The following is a 17,114-nucleotide window of genomic DNA, read 5'->3' as shown; positions in this document are numbered from 1 at the left end:
CATTAATGTTTTATTGAATAAGGCTTTTGACAGCCTTCGACATTGTGGCGCCGTCTGTTTTCCCGGCAAGAAGCGGTTTTGCGATTTTCATCGCATCCCCCATGTTCATTCCTTGAGTAACTCCGGCTTCTGTCAGCAATGCCTTTACTTCTTCCTCGCTTAATTGCTTCGGTAAAAATGATTTGAGCAATACCAATTTCGCCTTTTCTTGTTCAATCAAATCCTCGCGCTGCGCTTTCTCAGCACCTTCCAACGCTTGGTTCGTCTGTTTGATTTCACGGTTTACAATTGCGACTTCCTCTTCTTCTGTCAGAGCGGAGCCTTTCTCTTTTTCAGCTAGGTCAAGTGCGGACTTTAATAGTGTCAGCACACCTTTAGAAAGTACATCCTTCTCTTTCATCGCACGCTTCAGTTGTTCGAAAACGGTTGTTTTCAACATCTGAATCGCCTCCCTTCAATTGACGAATGAAAATTTACCCACTCGTTTTAGTGTAATGATTATAGAGGAGGCGACCTTGAAATGCAACTATAGGGGTTACTCTATGTAAATAACAATACTTTATTTCAAGAATAATTGTTATCAAATGAATAATTTTTTACTTTATATATAGTCATTTCCACCGATATTACTAAACGTGTATGGATATTAAATACTAGGAGATGTAACGAATGTTTAAAAGTATTAAAGGAAAATTATTGTTCTCTTTTTCACTCGTAATTTTATTAGTGCTGTTATATGGCATATATAATATTTCAGTCGTGATCAAAAGTAACAATGAAGCCAGAAGCATAGTGGAGAAGGAGCTTCCGTTATTGATTGCCCATGAAAAGATGGCACTAACGATGGCCAATCGTATTTCGACAGCCCGAGGGTATGTTTTATACGGTGGAGATTTTAAGGAAAGGTTTAATGAGTATAGTGCGCAAGGCATACAGAATGAACAGATCATCCGAGAAATCCAGGAAACGGATGAGTTCGACCAACTCATTGAGAAAACGGTAGCTTGGCGAACATACATCACGGAGGAAGTCTTTGCTGAATATGACAGAGGCAACCGAGAAGCGGCGATGAGGAAGTTGGATGAAGTGACGCCGATGGTCCGTGAACTTATGGCAGGCTATGAACAGCTCGCAGACCGTTATGAATCGAATATTGAGTCCGCACAGGATAAGATCATTACAGGTGGCGAACTGACATTAAAAATCGTCAGTATCGTGACGGTATTAGTCATCCTGTTTAGCGTAGGAGCTGCACTTTTCACTGCGAATCAAATTACAAAACCAATCAAACTGGTAATGAATCGCATGTTGGAAATGGCGAAAGGTGATTTAAGCGGCGAGGAATTGAAAACAAATGCAAAGGATGAAGTGGGCCAGCTCCTTTATGCCACCAATGAGATGAGCGACAACACCCGCAAGCTGTTGAATACAATTAACAGTATCTCTTCCTCTGTATCGGCCCAAAGTGAAGAGCTGACACAATCTGCAAACGAAGTGACAGTCGCTAGTGAACAGATTGCCATGACAATGCATGATCTGGCAGAAGGTGCAGAATCACAAGCGACACAAGCAGGTCATCTATCTGACATGATGGATTCATTCGTTCATCGAGTGGAAGAGGCGGATGAAAAGGGAGGACATATTCAAGCTGCTTCTACAAAAATATTGGATCTGACTTCCGAAGGTCGCCGTTTAATGGATCTATCCAATGAACAGATGGGTAGAATCGACAAAATCGTACAATCCTCTGTCGAAAAAATCCAAGGCTTGGATGCCCAATCACAGGAAATCTCGAAGTTGGTCGTCGTCATTAAAGATATTGCTGACCAGACGAATTTATTGGCTCTGAATGCAGCGATCGAGGCCGCAAGAGCAGGGGAACATGGCAAAGGATTCGCGGTTGTCGCTGAAGAAGTCAGAAACTTGGCGGAACAAGTTTCCCTCTCTGTCACCGACATAACAAAAATTGTAGATGATATTCAGTCTGAATCTAGTTCCGTAGCTGGATCCCTATTGGAAGGATACGGGGAAGTTGAGAAAGGGACCGAGCAAATTACACGAACGAGTCGAACATTTAATGACATAAATGAAGCTGTAACTGAAGTGGCTGCTCATATTTCGACGATTTCCAGCAATTTGTCGGAGATGGTTTCTTCCAGTCAGGAAATGCGCGGTTCTGTAGAAGAAATCGCCGCCATTACTGAGGAAACTTCAGCAGGCGTTGAACAAACATCCGCTTCCGCACAACAAACAAATAGTTCGATGGAAGAAGTCGCAATGAGCTCAGAGCAGCTATCAAAATACGCTGAAGAATTAAATCGAAACGTACTTCAATTTAAGCTGTAAAACATTAAGGGGAAACCATCTATTGTATTGGTTTCCCCTTAATGTTATATCTTCTTCACAAATTCCGACTTCAATTGCATCGCGCCGAATCCGGGGATTTTGCAATCAATATCATGATCGCCTTCGACCAGTTTGATGTTTTTCACTGTCGTCCCCATTTTGACGACATTTGAGCTGCCTTTTACTTTCAAGTCTTTAATGACAGTAATTGTATCACCGTCATTTAAAACATTTCCGTTTGCATCGCGCACAACAGCGGCTTCCTCTTCCGCCTCTTGTGATTCTTGCGTCCACTCGTATGCACATTCAGGGCAAACGAACAGATTTCCGTCTTCATATGTGTATTCCGAATTACATTTTGGGCAGTTTGGTAAATTGTTCATGAGTTAATTCCTCCATCCGATAGTGTCAATCCTACTATAGCAAAGAACAGAATAATTCCAAGTCGGCTCCATCAGATTCTGAAAGAGGAGCCTACTTTATGTCGGTCAAAAGTCCCGAAATGAGCATAACCTGTCGAAATTCGCGCAAAACTCTTCTGAACTTGCTCAAAATCAGACAAAACTCGCTCAAAACTCCTCCGAAGTTGCGCAAAAGGTCCTTGAAGTCGCGCAAAAAAACTGCATTTGTATAAATCGTAAGTATTTGCTATATTATAAGCAATATGGAATCACTGATGTGGCCAAGTAGATGAAAATTGTGAAACAGAAAGTATGGCGAGTGCTGAGAGCCGTACCACCGCTTTTCATTGAACCCTACCACGGAGATGTCATGCAAACATGACCGGGTCGTTTTCGTTATCAAACGTTCGAGGGCTTAGCATCGCAGCTAGGCCGAATGAAGGTGGTACCACGTCTATCCAGCGCAAAGACGTCCTTATAGTATAGGACAGCTTTGCGCTTTTTATTATGTATAGGGAGGAAATGAAGATGAGTAATCAGAAGAACGATTTTTCAAAATGGTATATCGACACGATCCAAAAGGCGGATTTAATGGACTATACGCCGGTTCGTGGATGTATCGCATTTAAACCGGACGGCTTCGAAATTTGGGAGCATATCCAAGCGGAAATGGATAGACGTTTCAAGGAGACGGGTCACCGGAATGCGTACTTCCCAATGCTTATTCCAGAGAACTTTTTCCAGAAGGAGAAAGATCATATCGAAGGATTTTCTCCTGAGCTTCCATGGGTAACAGAAGCTGCCGGCGAGAAATTGGAAGAGCGTTTGGCGCTTCGTCCGACTTCTGAGACGATGATCGGACACTTGTATTCCGATTGGATCAAAAGCTACCGTGACCTGCCTGTATTGATCAACCAATGGGCGAACGTTTTCCGTTGGGAGAAGAAGACGCTTCCGTTCATTCGTACGTCTGAGTTCCTATGGCAGGAAGGGCATACGGCACATGCTGATGAAGAAGAGGCTCGCGCGGAAACGATGCAAATGTTGAACATTTACAAAGAAGTTGTGGAAGACCTCCTTGCGATTCCGGTTTATGATGGGCAAAAAACGCCATCTGAACGTTTCGCTGGTGCGGTTGACACATATTCAATCGAAGCAATGATGAAAGACGGAAAAGCGGTTCAAGCAGGTACGTCCCATTACTTAGGCACGAAATTTGCGGAAGCATTCGACATCAAATATTTGACGAAAGAAAACCGTCACGAGTTTGTCCATACGACGTCATGGGGAACTTCGACACGTCTAATTGGTTCTGTCATTATGGTGCACGGGGACGAGCAAGGTCTTGTATTGCCTCCACGTATTGCACCGACTCAAGTTGTGTTGATTCCAGTCGGTTCTTGGAAGAAGAACCCATCGATTATGGAGAAATTGGACGAGGTCTTCGCACAGTTGAAGGCGAAAGGTATCCGCGTACGATTGGATGATTCCGATCAGTCTCCAGGCTTCAAGTTCAACGAGTGGGAGCTGAAAGGTGTGCCGGTTCGTGTAGAGCTTGGACCACGCGATTTGGAAAACAATCAAGCACTTATGAAAGCACGTGACGAGGATGAAAAAGTGGCGGTTGATCTGGCGACTATCGTTGAAAGCATAGAAAAGGAATTGCAAACGATGCAAACGCGCCTTCTTGAAAAAGCACGTGCATTCCGTGCAGAGCATTCTCACACACATATCGATACAATCGAAGATCTTACAAAGCATATTGGGGATTCAGCCGATAAAGGCGAAATCCCTGGTTGGATTCTTGCTGGCTGGTGCGGCGATGACGCGTGCGAGGAGCAAGTGAAGGAAGAGACGAAGTTTACGACTCGTAACATACCTTTCAATCCACCGGCTGAAAAGTCGACGTGCATCAATTGTGGAAAAGATGCGAAACATACAGTTTGGTTTGCGAGAGCTTATTAATTTTTAGATAAAAAGGCTGCCTTCCCTCGGGAGGCAGCCTTTTCGTATGGGGATATTTATTTGTGGAGCCGTTTAGTGGGCTGGAGAACCCAATAAATGGACGAGTGGTGAAACTCCCTCTGAGCGGTGATAAACCTCTTCTGAGTGGTGATAAAGTGTCCCTGAGTGGTGATAACCTCGTCTTGAGTGGTGATAAACCCATTCGAGTCGCCTAATTTCATCTTACCGTCTGCCGGTGCTCTCCATAAAAATGCACCCATGCTTCATGAATGCCCCCAGCACATTTTTCATTTGCGTGAAAGAGATTTTCGCACGGTTCCATTTCCAGCAGTTCCGGTTGTGCATTGCCGACGATGACGGAAGGATGGCCGAGTGAGAGCATGTCCCAATCATTGCCTGAATCACCTGCAATCAACAGCTTCACGCCATTCATCGCATACCGATCAAGTGCATATTCTAATGCGTTCCCTTTTCCGGCGCCCAAAGGAAGGACGTCAATATCCCGGTTCGAGCTGAAGATAAACGAATGGGCAATTGATTCGTCCACGAGTGCTTTCTTGAATTCATTTACCGCTCCGACATCTCCGGACAGAGTGAAGGAAACGCGCCGGTCGTCTGGCAACTTCTGCTTATTCAATGAAGGGAAGGCAGAAGCGATTTCGACGATTCTTTCAGGTTGCCAATCTTTCTGCATGCGGGCTTTCCAATAAGGATCTTCACGAAGCCCGTCTGCATGATAAATAGATGTCCCGACATCTGTTATGAGCATGTCCGGTGACGGCAAATCTTCTTCCGACATAAGCGTTTGCGCGGAAGTCAGATGCCTTCCAGTCACATAGACAAGGGCCACTTCGTCTGGCGAATCCTTGAAGAACTGAAGCAACTTTGTAAGTGCTTCCTGATCACCGACGAATGTCCCATCCAAATCAGTCGCCAGCAAATACTTTTTGTTTTCCATTTATGACCACCTCGTATAAGGCATCCATCTTTTGCCCGACCGTTGTCCAATTGAACTCTTTACGGGCGTAGGCGGCAGCCCGACGTCCTAAGGAACGCGCAAATTCCCGGTTCGCTGCAAGGAGCTTCATTGCGAATGCCAAATGTTCCTTGTTCTCTTTTTCGACATGGAGTCCTGTTTCCTGATTGCGGACAACGTCTTGCAAACCTCCAACTTTTGAGGCGATGACAGGGCTTCCGCATGCTTGCGCTTCCGCGGCGACCATTCCGAACGATTCGTAAGTTGATGGAACGATGACGGCGGTCGCTTCATTGAAAAGTTCAGCCAACTGCTTTTGGGTACGTGCCCCGATAAACTCGACATGTCGCTCGATTCCCGAAATGGCTTTTTTCAGTTTCGGACAAGACGGCATTTTCTTTTGGACATCTATTTTATTTGGCTCTCCTCCTGCAATGACGAGCTTAGCAGAAGGGGGAAGTTCATTCTTCTCTATTAGCAACCGAAAGGCATTAAGAAGTGTATAGATCCCTTTTGTAGACTCGAGTCTTCCGGCAAATGCAAAATAGGGGCGTTGCTTTTTTTGACGGATGAATGGTTGGAAGCTTTCATCCACTCCAATCGGTATGACTTTTATAGGGGAAGGGTTATCAACGAAGCTGTTGATCAATTTCCTTTCAGAAGGTGTCGTGGCAATAACTGTGTCAGCTGATTGCAGAATGAATTGTTCGGCAACCATCCTTTTTGCTTCCCTGACGCCGGTAGCCTGTTCCTTTGCAACACCCAAGGAATGGGATGTGTGAATCCATGGGATTCCATAATCCTCAGCCACTCTCGCCCCGAGGAGTCCAGATAGCCAATAATGGGTGTGCATCACGTCGTAAGACGACAAATCGATGCGAGAACGCATCTCATCATAAAAATCGAACAACATGCCATAAAGCTCACTCTTCGGTACATAACCTTTCACCCCTGCAGCAACGCGGATTACACGGCATCGTGAACCGAAATGTTCATTCGCAGGAACTTTCGCATTCGCCCAATGGGTTACGACATCTACCGAATGCCCTCGTCTATCTAAAGAAAGCGCCAACTGCTTGACATAGTTATTTTGCCCGCCTGATTGCTCGCCTCCAAGAGGGGCAAGCGGATCACCGTGATCAGAAATGAATAATATTTTTTTCTTCATATATCTCTCCCCTTTGAAGATACTAAAAGCTTATGGTATCTAATGAATTTATCTACCCTCGTTCGTTAAATAGTAAACATTAGATAGTTGGCAAGCTTTATAAAATAAATAAACTCCTCCTAGAAAATCAGGAGGAGTTGTAAATGGGTCAGTACGATATAGTATTTTCCATAAGATTCAATAGTTCTTTTGCGGTCATTGTCCGTTCACCGCCACCTTGGACAAAAGTATCATTTCCGCCACCTTTTCCATTAAGAAGGGGCAAAACGGCAGTAGAAACTAATTTCATGCTTGTCCCGACGGATGCGCCTCTTGCGGCTACGAACTGAAGGCGGTCTTCATTCTCAGCGACAAGAAGGGCGATGACCGAATCATTCTCTGCCACAATCAATCGTGCGAGCTTTTGAAGTTCCTGCACGGTCCGATCTGTAAATGAAGCCTTTACAATATTGCCGTTTTTATTATCCAACAAGTTTTTCGCCTCGAACGACAGCAAATCTTCCTTGGCCGTTTCTAATGTTTTTTCCAATGAATGATGGGAAGTTAAAAGCCGCTCGATTGCATCCTTCACCCCGTCTTCAGGAGCACTTAGCAATTTGGATGCCGCAGACAACGCCTCGTTTTTCCTGTGCAACTGCTGAAGGACGCGGTCGCCACAAGCGAAGTGGACGCGGACTTTCCGTCTCTGTTTTTCCGTGGAGAGTATTTTTAGCAATCCAATTTGACCGGTTGACGATGGGTGAGTGCCCCCGCAGCCGTTATGATCGAAATCGGGGATAATGACGAGCCTGATATTATCCGTCACGGCCAGTTGCTTCCGCAAAGAAAACTGGGGAAGTTCCTCTTCCGTCACCCATTTTGTTTCAATCGGACGGTTTTCCAAAATGATTTCATTTGCAAGCTTTTCCGCTGCCGCCAATTGCTCGGAAGTCACGTCTTCTACGTCCAAATCGATGGACACAAGCTCTTTGCCTAGATGAAAACTGACCGTTTGAATTCCGAAGAGGCGGACAAAAGCAGCGGTAAGTATATGCTGCCCCGTATGCTGCTGCATATGATCAAAGCGGCGTTCCCAATCGATCGCCCCTTCCACTTCCTTTTTTGAATGAAGTTCCCCGTCAAGGAAATGACGGATTTCACCGTCCACCTCCTCCACATCGATAACACGTACTCCGTCGATTGTTCCTGTATCATGCGGCTGCCCGCCACCGGTTGGATAGAAAGCAGTGTTGTTCAATATGACATAGGGACGCCCTTCCGAATCTATTCCGTTATCGACAATACGGGCTTTGAATGTCTTTTTATAAACGTTCTCATAATATAGCCGTTCCTTTACCATAGTACCGTCTCCTTATGTAAGTCGTTTACAAGTAGTGTACATCATATTGAAAAAGGCTTCCCACTTATTTTAGTGAGAAGCTCCGTTCATTTTTTTCACGAAAGGAGAGAATCCTTTCAACTAATCGATCATATTTGTCTTTCCACAAAACTCGCATCGCCATGGTGAGGAACAATAAAAACCCTAGTAGAATCAATGAAACGATACTTGTTATCTGAAAGAATACCATCTCTTTGAATCCGCCAAGCCCGATCGAAATGAGTATGCTGCTCACAAATACAATGAAACAGACAGGCAATAACTGAATAAAGATATCGAAGTTCCTTCTCTTCAAGAATTTCATTGTAATGGGTGTAATGAATGCGATCAGAGTTATATATAATAAAACGATCAGCGTATCGATGACAAACAGAATTATATCCATAAGCTACCCCCTTGCTATCTTACTATTGCAATCTATACCCTATATTCTTATAACATATGCATCCGAGAGGAGAATCTACTTTTATACCTATAAAAAAAGAAGGGGAAAAAAGAATCCCCCCTCCACTATTCCGTTCATTCGATAATTTCAAAGCTCTTTAACATATGAGAAAACCTTGCACCATGACCTTCAGCCGCTTCGAGGAAATACTTCTTCGTAATGACAAAGCTCCCATCCTTGCCATTGCTGATGACATACACATCGATGACCTTTCCGTCCCACGTTACCTCAGTCAAACCGTGCAGCCAGAAGCCTTCGACCGGTTCGGACACGGTTTCAACATCCCGCAAATCAGGGAAGTCGATTTTCAGTTCTTCCTCAATCTCCTTCACTAGCGCTTCCGGCTTATTAGACGGATATTGCCTAATTTCCATGCTCACTTCCGGATATTTCTCTGGAAGAGGTTCAATCGTCGTAATGACATCGGCGTCTTCCCCTTTGATCATTTTGTAGCGGGACTCATCTACATAAATGATATACTCGGAATTTCTCCCTTCATTTAAATGGACTTCTGTCGGTTCGTCCTGACCTTCAATGCTTTGGATGATCTCCTTTTCAGGGGCGAACATGTCCTTGATGCTTTTGATCAACGCTAGCCCAGGGTCCGTTTGTAACGTGAATGCTAGGACAAGTGCCGCGGCTGCAATAAATACTGCGGGAACCCACCGTTTTTTATGCTTCATTTTAGTCCGCCTTCCTTCAAATAATTCTTTGTTGATTTCATTCCAAATATCTTCCTTCAGTTCATGCACATCGGCATCTGTTTTTTCTTCGAGCTCTCTTTTTATCCGTTCGTCAAATTTGCTCATCAGGACTTATCCTCCTTTCGAGTGGGCTCCAATTGTTCTCTCAACCGCATTCTTCCTTTGAATAATCGCGACTTGACAGTGTTCAAATTCAACTCTAAAATGTCCGCAATCTCTTTTTCGGAAAATCCTTTTATATATTTCAAGATAAGGGGAATCCGATTGTGATCGTCCAATGCTTGTATGCTATCGTATAGATCCGTCAACTGATCGAAAGATTCCTCTGCAAGGGAAGGATCGTTCAAAACCGATTCAATAGTGGAAAGCGGCGATTCCCTTTTCAGCAACCGAAGACATTCATTCGTCAATATGCGATAAAACCAAGGGTCAAAAGGCAATTCTTGGTTGAAGCTATCAATTTGCCGATACACCCGGATGAACGTTTCCTGTACGGCATCCTTCGCCATCTCTCGGTTATTGGTTATTGCACATGCCGTCCGGATTGCCGCACCCGCATAAGCTTCATAAAACTCCCGGAAAGCAGCTTGGTCGCCTGCCCGTATTTTCCGAACCCACTTTTCCTGCTGCACACGGCACACTCCTTTCAGAACAACCAAATTTTTTGCTCTCACTATATATACCCTCAGCTTTGCCGAAAAGTTTTCGACGCAATAAAAAAACCACATCACTTTTCCGTGTGATGTGGCAACTCATTTTTCAATCGTATTCGTCGATTGGCGAGACTCGGCAATGTCATTCCGAACAAAATGATGACGATGCCCGCAATCTGTAAAACAGTCATTTGTTCATGCAATAAAAGCATTGAAACGGTGACAGCGACTGGGAGTTCGATCGCGCTTAAAATCGAAGCCATGCCCGTTCCAACTTTTGGAATGCCGATAGAAAAGAGTAGAATCGGCAGGATAATGCCGAACACCCCTAAAATCAAGCCATAAACCCATAAGCCATTTAGCAAAGTACCGTCCCAGACTATTTGCGGTTCTTGTAAAAAAGTGATGGCGATGGCAGCGAAGAATGACATGAACAGCACGCGGGTGACCGTATCCATTCCTTCCACTTGCCGTTGGTTCACCATAAGGAAAGCCGAGAAACTGACTGCAGCAGCCATTCCCCAAGCCCATCCTTGCCAAGGAATGCCGCTCAGGTCGGCATCGATGACACCAGCTGCAAAAATCGTGCCTCCGAATAAAAACAATAAGGAAATGACTTCAACTCGCTTCGGAAGTCGTCGGCGAGCGATGCAATCAAAAAGCATGCCAATCCAAGTGAATTGAAAGAGCATGACAACAGCGAGGGAAGCGGGCATTAAACTGACAGCTTTCCCGTAAACTGTTCCTGTAATCGCCGTTAACACACCGGCAAACACAAGCGTAAAGCCACCGCCGAATTTCGGAAGACCTCGATGGGTAAAAACAAAAATGAGTACGGCTAATAGAAAGCCTGTATAGTATTGACTTGTCACTGCTTGGGGTGCTGTATACCCGTCAGCAATGGCCAATTTAATAATCGTTGATAGAATTCCATAACTGCACGCCCCGAGAATGACGAACAGCGGATACATCCATTGTTTCATCTTACTTCCTCCAGTCCACGCAATAGTATAACACGGACAGAGAGATTCAGTACGGGGACACTATCTTCAAAGCGAAGCCTCCCGCGCTCAAAGCAAGCCATCAAACTCTAAAAATTGCCTATGCGTAAAATTATCCGTTAAAAGAGTATGATCGAATTAAAAAATCCTACACTTGTTATATACAAAGTATAACAAGTGTGTTATAGTAAACGTATAACAAACAAATGAGAGGTTGTGACGTGCATGTCTGAGCTTGAGAACATACCTTGGAATCTTATTTTACCAATACTTGTGCTCCAAATGATTCTGATGGTTGTCGCTTTAGTCGATGTCATCCGCCATCAGCGGACAAACGGACCATTCATCATGTGGATTTTCATCATTTTACTCGGCAATTTAGTTGGATCGATTTTGTATTTCATCTTTGGGAGGCGGCAAGATTGACTAACCTGTTGCAAGTGAATTCTCTTTCAAAAACATATGGAACTCATAGAGCCGCTCATGACATTACATTCGAATTGGCGGAAGGGACGTCAACGGCATTGATTGGGCCAAATGGGGCGGGTAAGACGACGACATTGTCTATGCTTGCAGGTCTTGTCACTCCGACAAGTGGATCGATTCTTTTCCGAGGGCAGCCGAAGCCGGATATCCGTGCATCCATCGGATACCTTCCGCAATACCCGAAGTTTTTTCCTTGGATGTCAGCGCTGGAGTTTACGGAAATGGCAGCGATTTTGAGCGGCGTCGAAAAGAGACAGGCATTGATCGAAGCGAAAAAGACGCTCGAGTTTGTCGGTCTCGGTGACGCCATGAAGAAAAGGGTCGGAACGTTTTCTGGCGGGATGAAGCAACGTCTCGGATTGGCGCAAGCGATCGTTCATGAACCGGAGTTGCTTCTATTGGATGAACCTGTATCTGCGCTCGACCCAGTCGGGCGGAGGCAAGTAATGAATTTATTAAAAGAACTGCAACAAAAAACGACAATTTTATACTCAACTCATATTTTGAATGACGCGGAAGAGATGACGGATCAGCTATTATTCCTTCGTAAAGGCATCCTCGTCGAAAATGGATCGCTTGACGACATCCGGAAAAAATACGCAAACCCTCGTATTCTTATTGATTTTGAATCAAACGAAGAGGCGGAAAAATTCAAGGAGTTGTCCCCTTGGACTGCCGAAAGGGAGAAGAAGCAAGTAGCCATTGACGCCGTGAAAGAAGGGGTCGGTACACCTGAAGTATTGGCATTATTGAATGCGGAAAACCTTACAATCCGAAAGGTGGAACTGCAGACTGCAAGTTTGGAAGATATCTTCATGAAAGTGGTGATGGAGGAATGAGCAGTTTCAATGTTTTATTGAAAAAAGAATGGCGGGAAAACCTCCGCACTTACAAGCTGTATTGGATACCACTCGTATTTATCATATTTGGAGTGATTGAGCCCCTTACAAACTATTATCTTCCTGAAATCATGAAAAGTATTGGCAACTTGCCGGAAGGGGCGGAATTTACCTGGCCACAATTCCAAGGGGAAGACATTTTCGTTTCATTGATGGGTCAATACCAGATGATAGGCATCCTTATTGTCATCCTCGCATTCATGGGGACGATTTCAGGCGAGCGAAAGAACGGTACGGCGACACTTTTATACGTGCGGCCGATGTCATTCAGCCATTATTTTTTAAGTAAATGGATCGTCATTAATACAATTGTACTTGGTAGTGTTTGGTTGGGCTTTTTTGCTTCGTGGTACTATATCCGAATTTTATATAATTCAGTGGCGGCAGGGGAAGTCTTTGCGTTTTTAGGGACGTATAGTTTATGGCTAGTTTTCGCTGTAACAGTTATCCTTGCATTCAGCGCTTGGATATCGACTGGTGGGACTGCGGGAATTTCAATTTTGCTTCTGCTTGTTTTCCAAATCATCGATGGGCTTATCGGCACGTATTGGACAGTGTCACCATGGAAATTAAGTGCGTACGCGCCGAGTGCTTTTACCGGGTCAGTGGACCAATCCGATTATTGGCTGAGTGTCGGGCTTACAGTCGCCCTCATCATACTCCTTGTCCTATTCGGGATAAGAATGTCGAAACAAAATGCTGCAAAGACACTTGTGTGACATTTCCTGGGGAATATCGACAATCAATGACAAATAAAATGAAAAAAGTAGAGGATAGGAAAAATTCCGCCTCTACTTTTTTGAGTTTATTTATATTTTTCTTCACTGGACGAGTTGCTTTTTGTTTCACGGTGATGGTTTTCCTCATGTTGTTCCATTCTTACATCCTCTAATGGAATTGGGTCGACATTTTGCATATCTTCGTGCATATCATAGATGCTTTCCTTGTCAGTCGGTAGATTCTCTGGGTTGTCCATGAACTTGCCTTCCGCGTCTTTCCGGTCATTTGAAGTGAAGGGTTTTTTCTTATTCATTGAAAACACTTCCTTTCTAGTACTTATTCTATTCACTTGATTCGCAATGCCTAAACATGGAACGTGACTCATGAAATGTGTTTATAGCTTCATCTAAGGGTAAAGTAGTGAAAACAAACACAAAAGGAGTGTGTACAAATGAAAAAACGATACGTTGGTGCATCGAATGAAATCGACAGAACAGCCGAAGGACGTGGTGCTGGAGAAGTTGAAGACACAGAGAGGGATAGCATGGCACAAATGACAGAGAGCGGGGAAGTGTTAGCAGGCGATGACATTTTGCAGCCAAGAGATGCCAATGCCGGAACAGTCCCACGGATCAATACGGATAATTTATAATAGAGGGGGGCTGCCCCCTTCTAGGAGACAGCCCCAGCCTGTTGACAAACGCTCGCATCCGTTGTTGCTCGTGTCGCTCGTCCGCTCATAAACCTTAGTTCTATTCGCGTCTTCGCTCCACTTCGCGCGGGCTCGCAGGAGTCGAGTCATGCAACCGTCGCCACAGGACGTGGCGCTCTTAGGTTGCCTTCCTTGACAAGCGTTTTCAATCAGGCTGGGAATCTCTCTATTTAGCGACGTTGGTTTTTGAAATTGCCGAAACGGTCCTTGAATTCACCAATATCCTGTTGCGCTTCGCCTTTCAATTTATCCAATTTGCCTTCCGCCTGCAGCATTGCATCATCTGTTGCATTGCCGAATTGGTCCTTTGCTTCTCCCTTGACTTTATTCACTGTACCTTTGAGTTTTTCTGAGTATCCTCTTTCTTTCATAATGAAAACCTCCTTAAAGAGTAGTAGTTTTTCCATACCCCGTAGGGAAAAAAGACAAACGTCAAGAAGACTTGGCGAGAGTGGAAAGTCCCTAAAAATTATGATGAAAAATTGGATAAAATAACCTACCGATTTATAGTATATTTATATAATAGTAGAATACATACGCACTTTTTGGAGGAGTTGGAATGATAAGAAAGGGTCGTTTTGCTATTTGGAACGGTAAAGAATATCCCATCGTATCCCAACGACGTAACTATTATTTGGAATCGGAGAAACCTGAAGATAAGGAAATGGGGTTTACTGAAATGGGCACGAGTGGCAGCTTTTTTAAGGAAGTCAGCATAGATGAACTGGAAGATGCCTATGAAGTGTTCCCATATGCCATGTTATCAGGTTATCGATTTGCGATAGAGAGTTATGAAAAGAAAACCGGTATGGTGACGCTCGTGACGAATAACCCGTTTGCGCAAAAGAAAGTCGCGGTAACTCCTTCCGGCAAGGATGAGTTCCGGATTGACATTCCCATTGAGGAAGTTACGATTTTAGAAGACCGTGTTCCTATTTTAGGATTTGATAGATGAAGGCGGAAGTCGATTAACCACCCGCCTTATTCTTTAATAATCACCATTTTTTCGGATTGAATTGTAAAGAACCCATCGTCCAGTTCGGATGGGTTTCCCCGGCCGTCCGTGTTGTTTGTTATGAAAAACAGCGATTCGCCATCGGAGTAGACATCCCGGATACGGCCAAATCCTTCAATTTTGTCGATTATTTCCATGCGTTCCGGGTCGATCACTAGTATGGCTTTGCCACGAAGTGCAGCTACATATAGCAATCCTTTATGAAACGTCATACCGGACGGTGCCCACGTCTCATTGGAACCGGATGTAAGCAATGGACGTTGCATCCCTTCCTTGCTCTCATTTCCTTCAATGACTGGCCATCCATAATTTTCGCCTTGCACAATCTTATTAATTTCATCATTGGCGGACGGTCCATGCTCCGAAGAATAAAGTTCCCCCTCCGCACTCCAAGCAATCCCTTGAGGATTTCGATGTCCCATGCTGACAACGCTGAACGTTCCATCATCTTGAAGCATCACAATCTTGCCATTGAGCAAATCGGGGTTTTGTGCATTTTCAGGTACGGCTCCGTCACCAATCGTTGCAAAAAGGACTCCATCTGGGGACAATGCCAACCTTCCGCCATGATGGACTCGCCCGGATTCAATCCCATCTAAAAGGATATCCGTCTCCGTCCATTCCCCATCAGCGTACTTCAAGGTAACAATTCGGTTAACGGGCGATCCGTTTGCGTCATACGTGTAATAAGCATAGGCGAGTCCCGACTCATTGAAATCATCTTGAAGAACAAACCCGAGCAGCCCCGCTTCTGCAGCGTTTGACAGCCGTTCGGAAAGATGCACTTCCTCCCGAATTGTCTGACCATCCTCCTCAATCCTTACAATCGCTCCATTCCGTTCCGAAATGAAAAAGCGGGTACCGTCCGAAGCAATGGACCAAGGAGACTCTAAATTTGAAGCCAATCGTTCAGTAACGGAAGTCGTTGTAATGGTTTCACTGTTTGATGAACAACCTGCCAAGAAAATGAGGAACATGAATAACGCGAACCGTTTCAATAGAAAGCTCCCCTTTCAAACGCCTTGTTTTGAACAATATACTGCTAGTATACGAAAGGTGCAATGTTGCTGCGAATGAATAAAACAGGAGAGAGTGCCATTGAAATGCACTCTCTCCTGTTTAGTAGCGTCATCAGCTAAATAAATTACCCAGTAATCCTTTATTCCGACCCGAGGCATTTGTTGTACGGGAACCTTTTTGTCCTCTCATCGGCGTAGATCCGAACGAATCGAATTGCTTCGATAATTTATTTCGAGCATCCTTGTTCCTCATCAAATAGGCTGCACCTAAACCAAGAGCGGCTAATGCCATCTTTTTGTTCATGTTTGCTCCCTCCTATTTTAAGCTTAGAAATTATTTCCCCCGATTTAGGAGAGTATAAACAACTAAAAAAATCGACACCCGTAAAGGATGCCGATTTTCCAGTGAGAAAGATTTTTATGAAGGGTATGATCCATTTTTTGAGGTGAATGGTCCTGCGAGAGATTGAACCTGCTTCATCAGCTTTCCACGGACATTTTTATTTCCCATCAGTAATGCCGCTCCGATACCTAATGCTGCTATCGCCATTCTATTCATAAAAACGTCACCTTCCTCACTAAAATTTTGGATCACCGTTAAGATTCCCCACTTTGTATTTTCTATCCGTTTTTGTAAATAAAGGATTTGACGCAATCCATCCAGAATGAAATTTACACAAGGAGATGATGAATTTGAGCATGATTAAAGGCATTAACCATTTTCTGTTTTCTGTAAAGGACTTGGACCGATCCATTACCTTTTATGAAAAAGTGTTTGACGGAAAGCTACTCGTAAAAGGGAGAACGACGGCTTATTTAGATATAAACGGAATATGGTTTGCATTGAACGTTGAGAAGGACATCCCGCGCAATGAAATTCGACAATCTTATACACATATCGCATTTTCTGTTGAAGATGGCGATATGGAAGATGTGGAGCGTAAATTAAAGTCCCTAAACGTTTCCATGTTGCCAAGCCGTGAACGTGATCCACGTGATAAGAAGTCCATTTACTTTGAAGATCCGGATGGCCATAAGTTTGAATTCCATTCCGGGACTTTACAAGAACGAATCAATTATTATGAGGAAGCGAAGCCGCATATGGAGTTTTTCCAGGGGAAATAGTTCAGCTTAGGAGAAATTTTTATTATTGAAAAATAAATTACGCTAAAGAGTAAATTTTTATTGCTTTATGGCATAAAATAAATTACTATACAAAGTAAGGG

At 44.1% G+C, this 17,114-nt stretch carries 22 protein-coding genes; 8 read left to right on the top strand and 14 right to left on the bottom strand.

Annotation, left to right across the window (positions count from 1 at the left end; genetic code table 11):
• Positions 1-10: 10 nt before the first annotated feature.
• Complete coding sequence (locus MHZ92_RS06570) at positions 11-439, bottom strand: GatB/YqeY domain-containing protein (RefSeq protein WP_239430786.1); 429 nt, start codon at positions 437-439, stop codon at positions 11-13.
• A gap of 230 nt (positions 440-669) precedes the next feature.
• Between MHZ92_RS06570 and MHZ92_RS06565 the strand changes: the two genes are divergently transcribed.
• The gene (locus MHZ92_RS06565; RefSeq protein WP_239430785.1) at positions 670-2,346 is read left to right on the top strand and encodes a methyl-accepting chemotaxis protein; all 1,677 of its coding nucleotides are present in this window, start codon (positions 670-672) and stop codon (positions 2,344-2,346) included.
• 44 nt (positions 2,347-2,390) lie between these two features.
• Here the strand turns inward: MHZ92_RS06565 and MHZ92_RS06560 are convergent, their stop codons facing one another.
• Positions 2,391-2,729, bottom strand: a complete 339-nt coding sequence (locus MHZ92_RS06560; RefSeq protein WP_239430784.1) for a zinc ribbon domain-containing protein YjdM — start codon at positions 2,727-2,729, stop codon at positions 2,391-2,393.
• Positions 2,730-3,275: 546 nt separating this feature from the next.
• On the opposite strand from MHZ92_RS06560, the gene proS reads away from it, so the two are divergent.
• The gene (proS, locus tag MHZ92_RS06555) at positions 3,276-4,712 is read left to right on the top strand and encodes a proline--tRNA ligase (RefSeq protein WP_239430783.1); all 1,437 of its coding nucleotides are present in this window, start codon (positions 3,276-3,278) and stop codon (positions 4,710-4,712) included.
• A 217-nt stretch (positions 4,713-4,929) separates the two neighbouring features.
• Here the strand turns inward: proS and MHZ92_RS06550 are convergent, their stop codons facing one another.
• From MHZ92_RS06550 to MHZ92_RS06520, 7 genes are all read right to left on the bottom strand, one after another.
• Positions 4,930-5,670: an HAD-IIB family hydrolase gene (locus MHZ92_RS06550; RefSeq protein ID WP_239430782.1), complete on the bottom strand. Its 741-nt coding sequence runs from the start codon at positions 5,668-5,670 to the stop codon at positions 4,930-4,932.
• Complete coding sequence (locus tag MHZ92_RS06545) at positions 5,639-6,856, bottom strand: glycosyltransferase (protein ID WP_239430781.1); 1,218 nt, start codon at positions 6,854-6,856, stop codon at positions 5,639-5,641. The genes MHZ92_RS06550 and MHZ92_RS06545 overlap by 32 nt, the downstream gene beginning before the upstream one ends.
• A 148-nt stretch (positions 6,857-7,004) precedes the next feature.
• Positions 7,005-8,195 (bottom strand): alanyl-tRNA editing protein, encoded by a 1,191-nt coding sequence (locus MHZ92_RS06540; RefSeq protein ID WP_239430780.1) that lies wholly within the window; start codon positions 8,193-8,195, stop codon positions 7,005-7,007.
• A 64-nt stretch (positions 8,196-8,259) separates the two neighbouring features.
• The gene (locus MHZ92_RS06535) at positions 8,260-8,619 is read right to left on the bottom strand and encodes a hypothetical protein (protein ID WP_239430779.1); all 360 of its coding nucleotides are present in this window, start codon (positions 8,617-8,619) and stop codon (positions 8,260-8,262) included.
• A 134-nt stretch (positions 8,620-8,753) separates the two neighbouring features.
• Complete coding sequence (locus tag MHZ92_RS06530) at positions 8,754-9,488, bottom strand: hypothetical protein (protein WP_239430778.1); 735 nt, start codon at positions 9,486-9,488, stop codon at positions 8,754-8,756.
• Positions 9,488-10,015 carry an RNA polymerase sigma factor gene (locus tag MHZ92_RS06525; protein WP_239430777.1) on the bottom strand — a complete coding sequence of 176 codons (528 nt, stop codon included), beginning with the start codon at positions 10,013-10,015 and terminating at the stop codon, positions 9,488-9,490. Before MHZ92_RS06525 ends, MHZ92_RS06530 begins: the two co-directional genes overlap by 1 nt.
• 95 nt (positions 10,016-10,110) lie before the next feature.
• Positions 10,111-11,019: an EamA family transporter gene (locus MHZ92_RS06520; RefSeq protein WP_239430776.1), complete on the bottom strand. Its 909-nt coding sequence runs from the start codon at positions 11,017-11,019 to the stop codon at positions 10,111-10,113.
• A 243-nt stretch (positions 11,020-11,262) separates the two neighbouring features.
• Between MHZ92_RS06520 and MHZ92_RS06515 the strand changes: the two genes are divergently transcribed.
• From MHZ92_RS06515 to MHZ92_RS06505, 3 genes are read left to right on the top strand one after another with little or no spacing between them, the layout of a single operon-like run.
• A complete protein-coding gene (locus MHZ92_RS06515) occupies positions 11,263-11,463 on the top strand; it encodes a PLDc N-terminal domain-containing protein (protein WP_239430775.1) in 201 nt (66 codons plus the stop codon).
• Positions 11,460-12,362 (top strand): ABC transporter ATP-binding protein, encoded by a 903-nt coding sequence (locus MHZ92_RS06510; protein WP_239430774.1) that lies wholly within the window; start codon positions 11,460-11,462, stop codon positions 12,360-12,362. Before MHZ92_RS06515 ends, MHZ92_RS06510 begins: the two co-directional genes overlap by 4 nt.
• On the top strand, positions 12,359-13,141 hold the full coding sequence (locus MHZ92_RS06505) for an ABC transporter permease (protein WP_239430773.1): 783 nt from the start codon (positions 12,359-12,361) through the stop codon (positions 13,139-13,141). The genes MHZ92_RS06510 and MHZ92_RS06505 overlap by 4 nt, the downstream gene beginning before the upstream one ends.
• 86 nt (positions 13,142-13,227) lie before the next feature.
• Here the strand turns inward: MHZ92_RS06505 and MHZ92_RS06500 are convergent, their stop codons facing one another.
• Positions 13,228-13,455 (bottom strand): hypothetical protein, encoded by a 228-nt coding sequence (locus tag MHZ92_RS06500; protein WP_239430772.1) that lies wholly within the window; start codon positions 13,453-13,455, stop codon positions 13,228-13,230.
• A 138-nt stretch (positions 13,456-13,593) separates the two neighbouring features.
• Here MHZ92_RS06500 and MHZ92_RS06495 point away from each other — a divergent pair, with 138 nt between their 5' ends.
• Positions 13,594-13,794 carry a hypothetical protein gene (locus tag MHZ92_RS06495; RefSeq protein WP_239430771.1) on the top strand — a complete coding sequence of 67 codons (201 nt, stop codon included), beginning with the start codon at positions 13,594-13,596 and terminating at the stop codon, positions 13,792-13,794.
• Between the two features lie 230 nt (positions 13,795-14,024).
• Here the strand turns inward: MHZ92_RS06495 and MHZ92_RS06490 are convergent, their stop codons facing one another.
• Positions 14,025-14,225: a CsbD family protein gene (locus MHZ92_RS06490; RefSeq protein ID WP_239430770.1), complete on the bottom strand. Its 201-nt coding sequence runs from the start codon at positions 14,223-14,225 to the stop codon at positions 14,025-14,027.
• A gap of 188 nt (positions 14,226-14,413) precedes the next feature.
• On the opposite strand from MHZ92_RS06490, the gene MHZ92_RS06485 reads away from it, so the two are divergent.
• Positions 14,414-14,809: a hypothetical protein gene (locus tag MHZ92_RS06485; protein WP_239430769.1), complete on the top strand. Its 396-nt coding sequence runs from the start codon at positions 14,414-14,416 to the stop codon at positions 14,807-14,809.
• Positions 14,810-14,835: 26 nt separating this feature from the next.
• Here the strand turns inward: MHZ92_RS06485 and MHZ92_RS06480 are convergent, their stop codons facing one another.
• The 3 genes from MHZ92_RS06480 to MHZ92_RS06470 form a co-directional block, all read right to left on the bottom strand.
• Complete coding sequence (locus MHZ92_RS06480; protein ID WP_239430768.1) at positions 14,836-15,867, bottom strand: PQQ-dependent sugar dehydrogenase; 1,032 nt, start codon at positions 15,865-15,867, stop codon at positions 14,836-14,838.
• A gap of 133 nt (positions 15,868-16,000) precedes the next feature.
• Positions 16,001-16,192: a hypothetical protein gene (locus MHZ92_RS06475; protein WP_239430767.1), complete on the bottom strand. Its 192-nt coding sequence runs from the start codon at positions 16,190-16,192 to the stop codon at positions 16,001-16,003.
• A 114-nt stretch (positions 16,193-16,306) separates the two neighbouring features.
• Positions 16,307-16,447 (bottom strand): hypothetical protein, encoded by a 141-nt coding sequence (locus tag MHZ92_RS06470; RefSeq protein WP_239430766.1) that lies wholly within the window; start codon positions 16,445-16,447, stop codon positions 16,307-16,309.
• Between the two features lie 140 nt (positions 16,448-16,587).
• On the opposite strand from MHZ92_RS06470, the gene fosB reads away from it, so the two are divergent.
• The gene (gene fosB, locus MHZ92_RS06465) at positions 16,588-17,013 is read left to right on the top strand and encodes a metallothiol transferase FosB (protein WP_239430861.1); all 426 of its coding nucleotides are present in this window, start codon (positions 16,588-16,590) and stop codon (positions 17,011-17,013) included.
• The last annotated feature ends 101 nt before the right edge of the window (positions 17,014-17,114 follow it).

This window comes from Sporosarcina sp. ACRSL (genome assembly GCF_022346605.1).
Lineage (GTDB): Bacteria > Bacillota > Bacilli > Bacillales_A > Planococcaceae > Sporosarcina.
The sequence above is the reverse complement of the archived record's forward strand: the minus strand, read 5'-3'. Positions and strand labels throughout refer to the sequence as shown.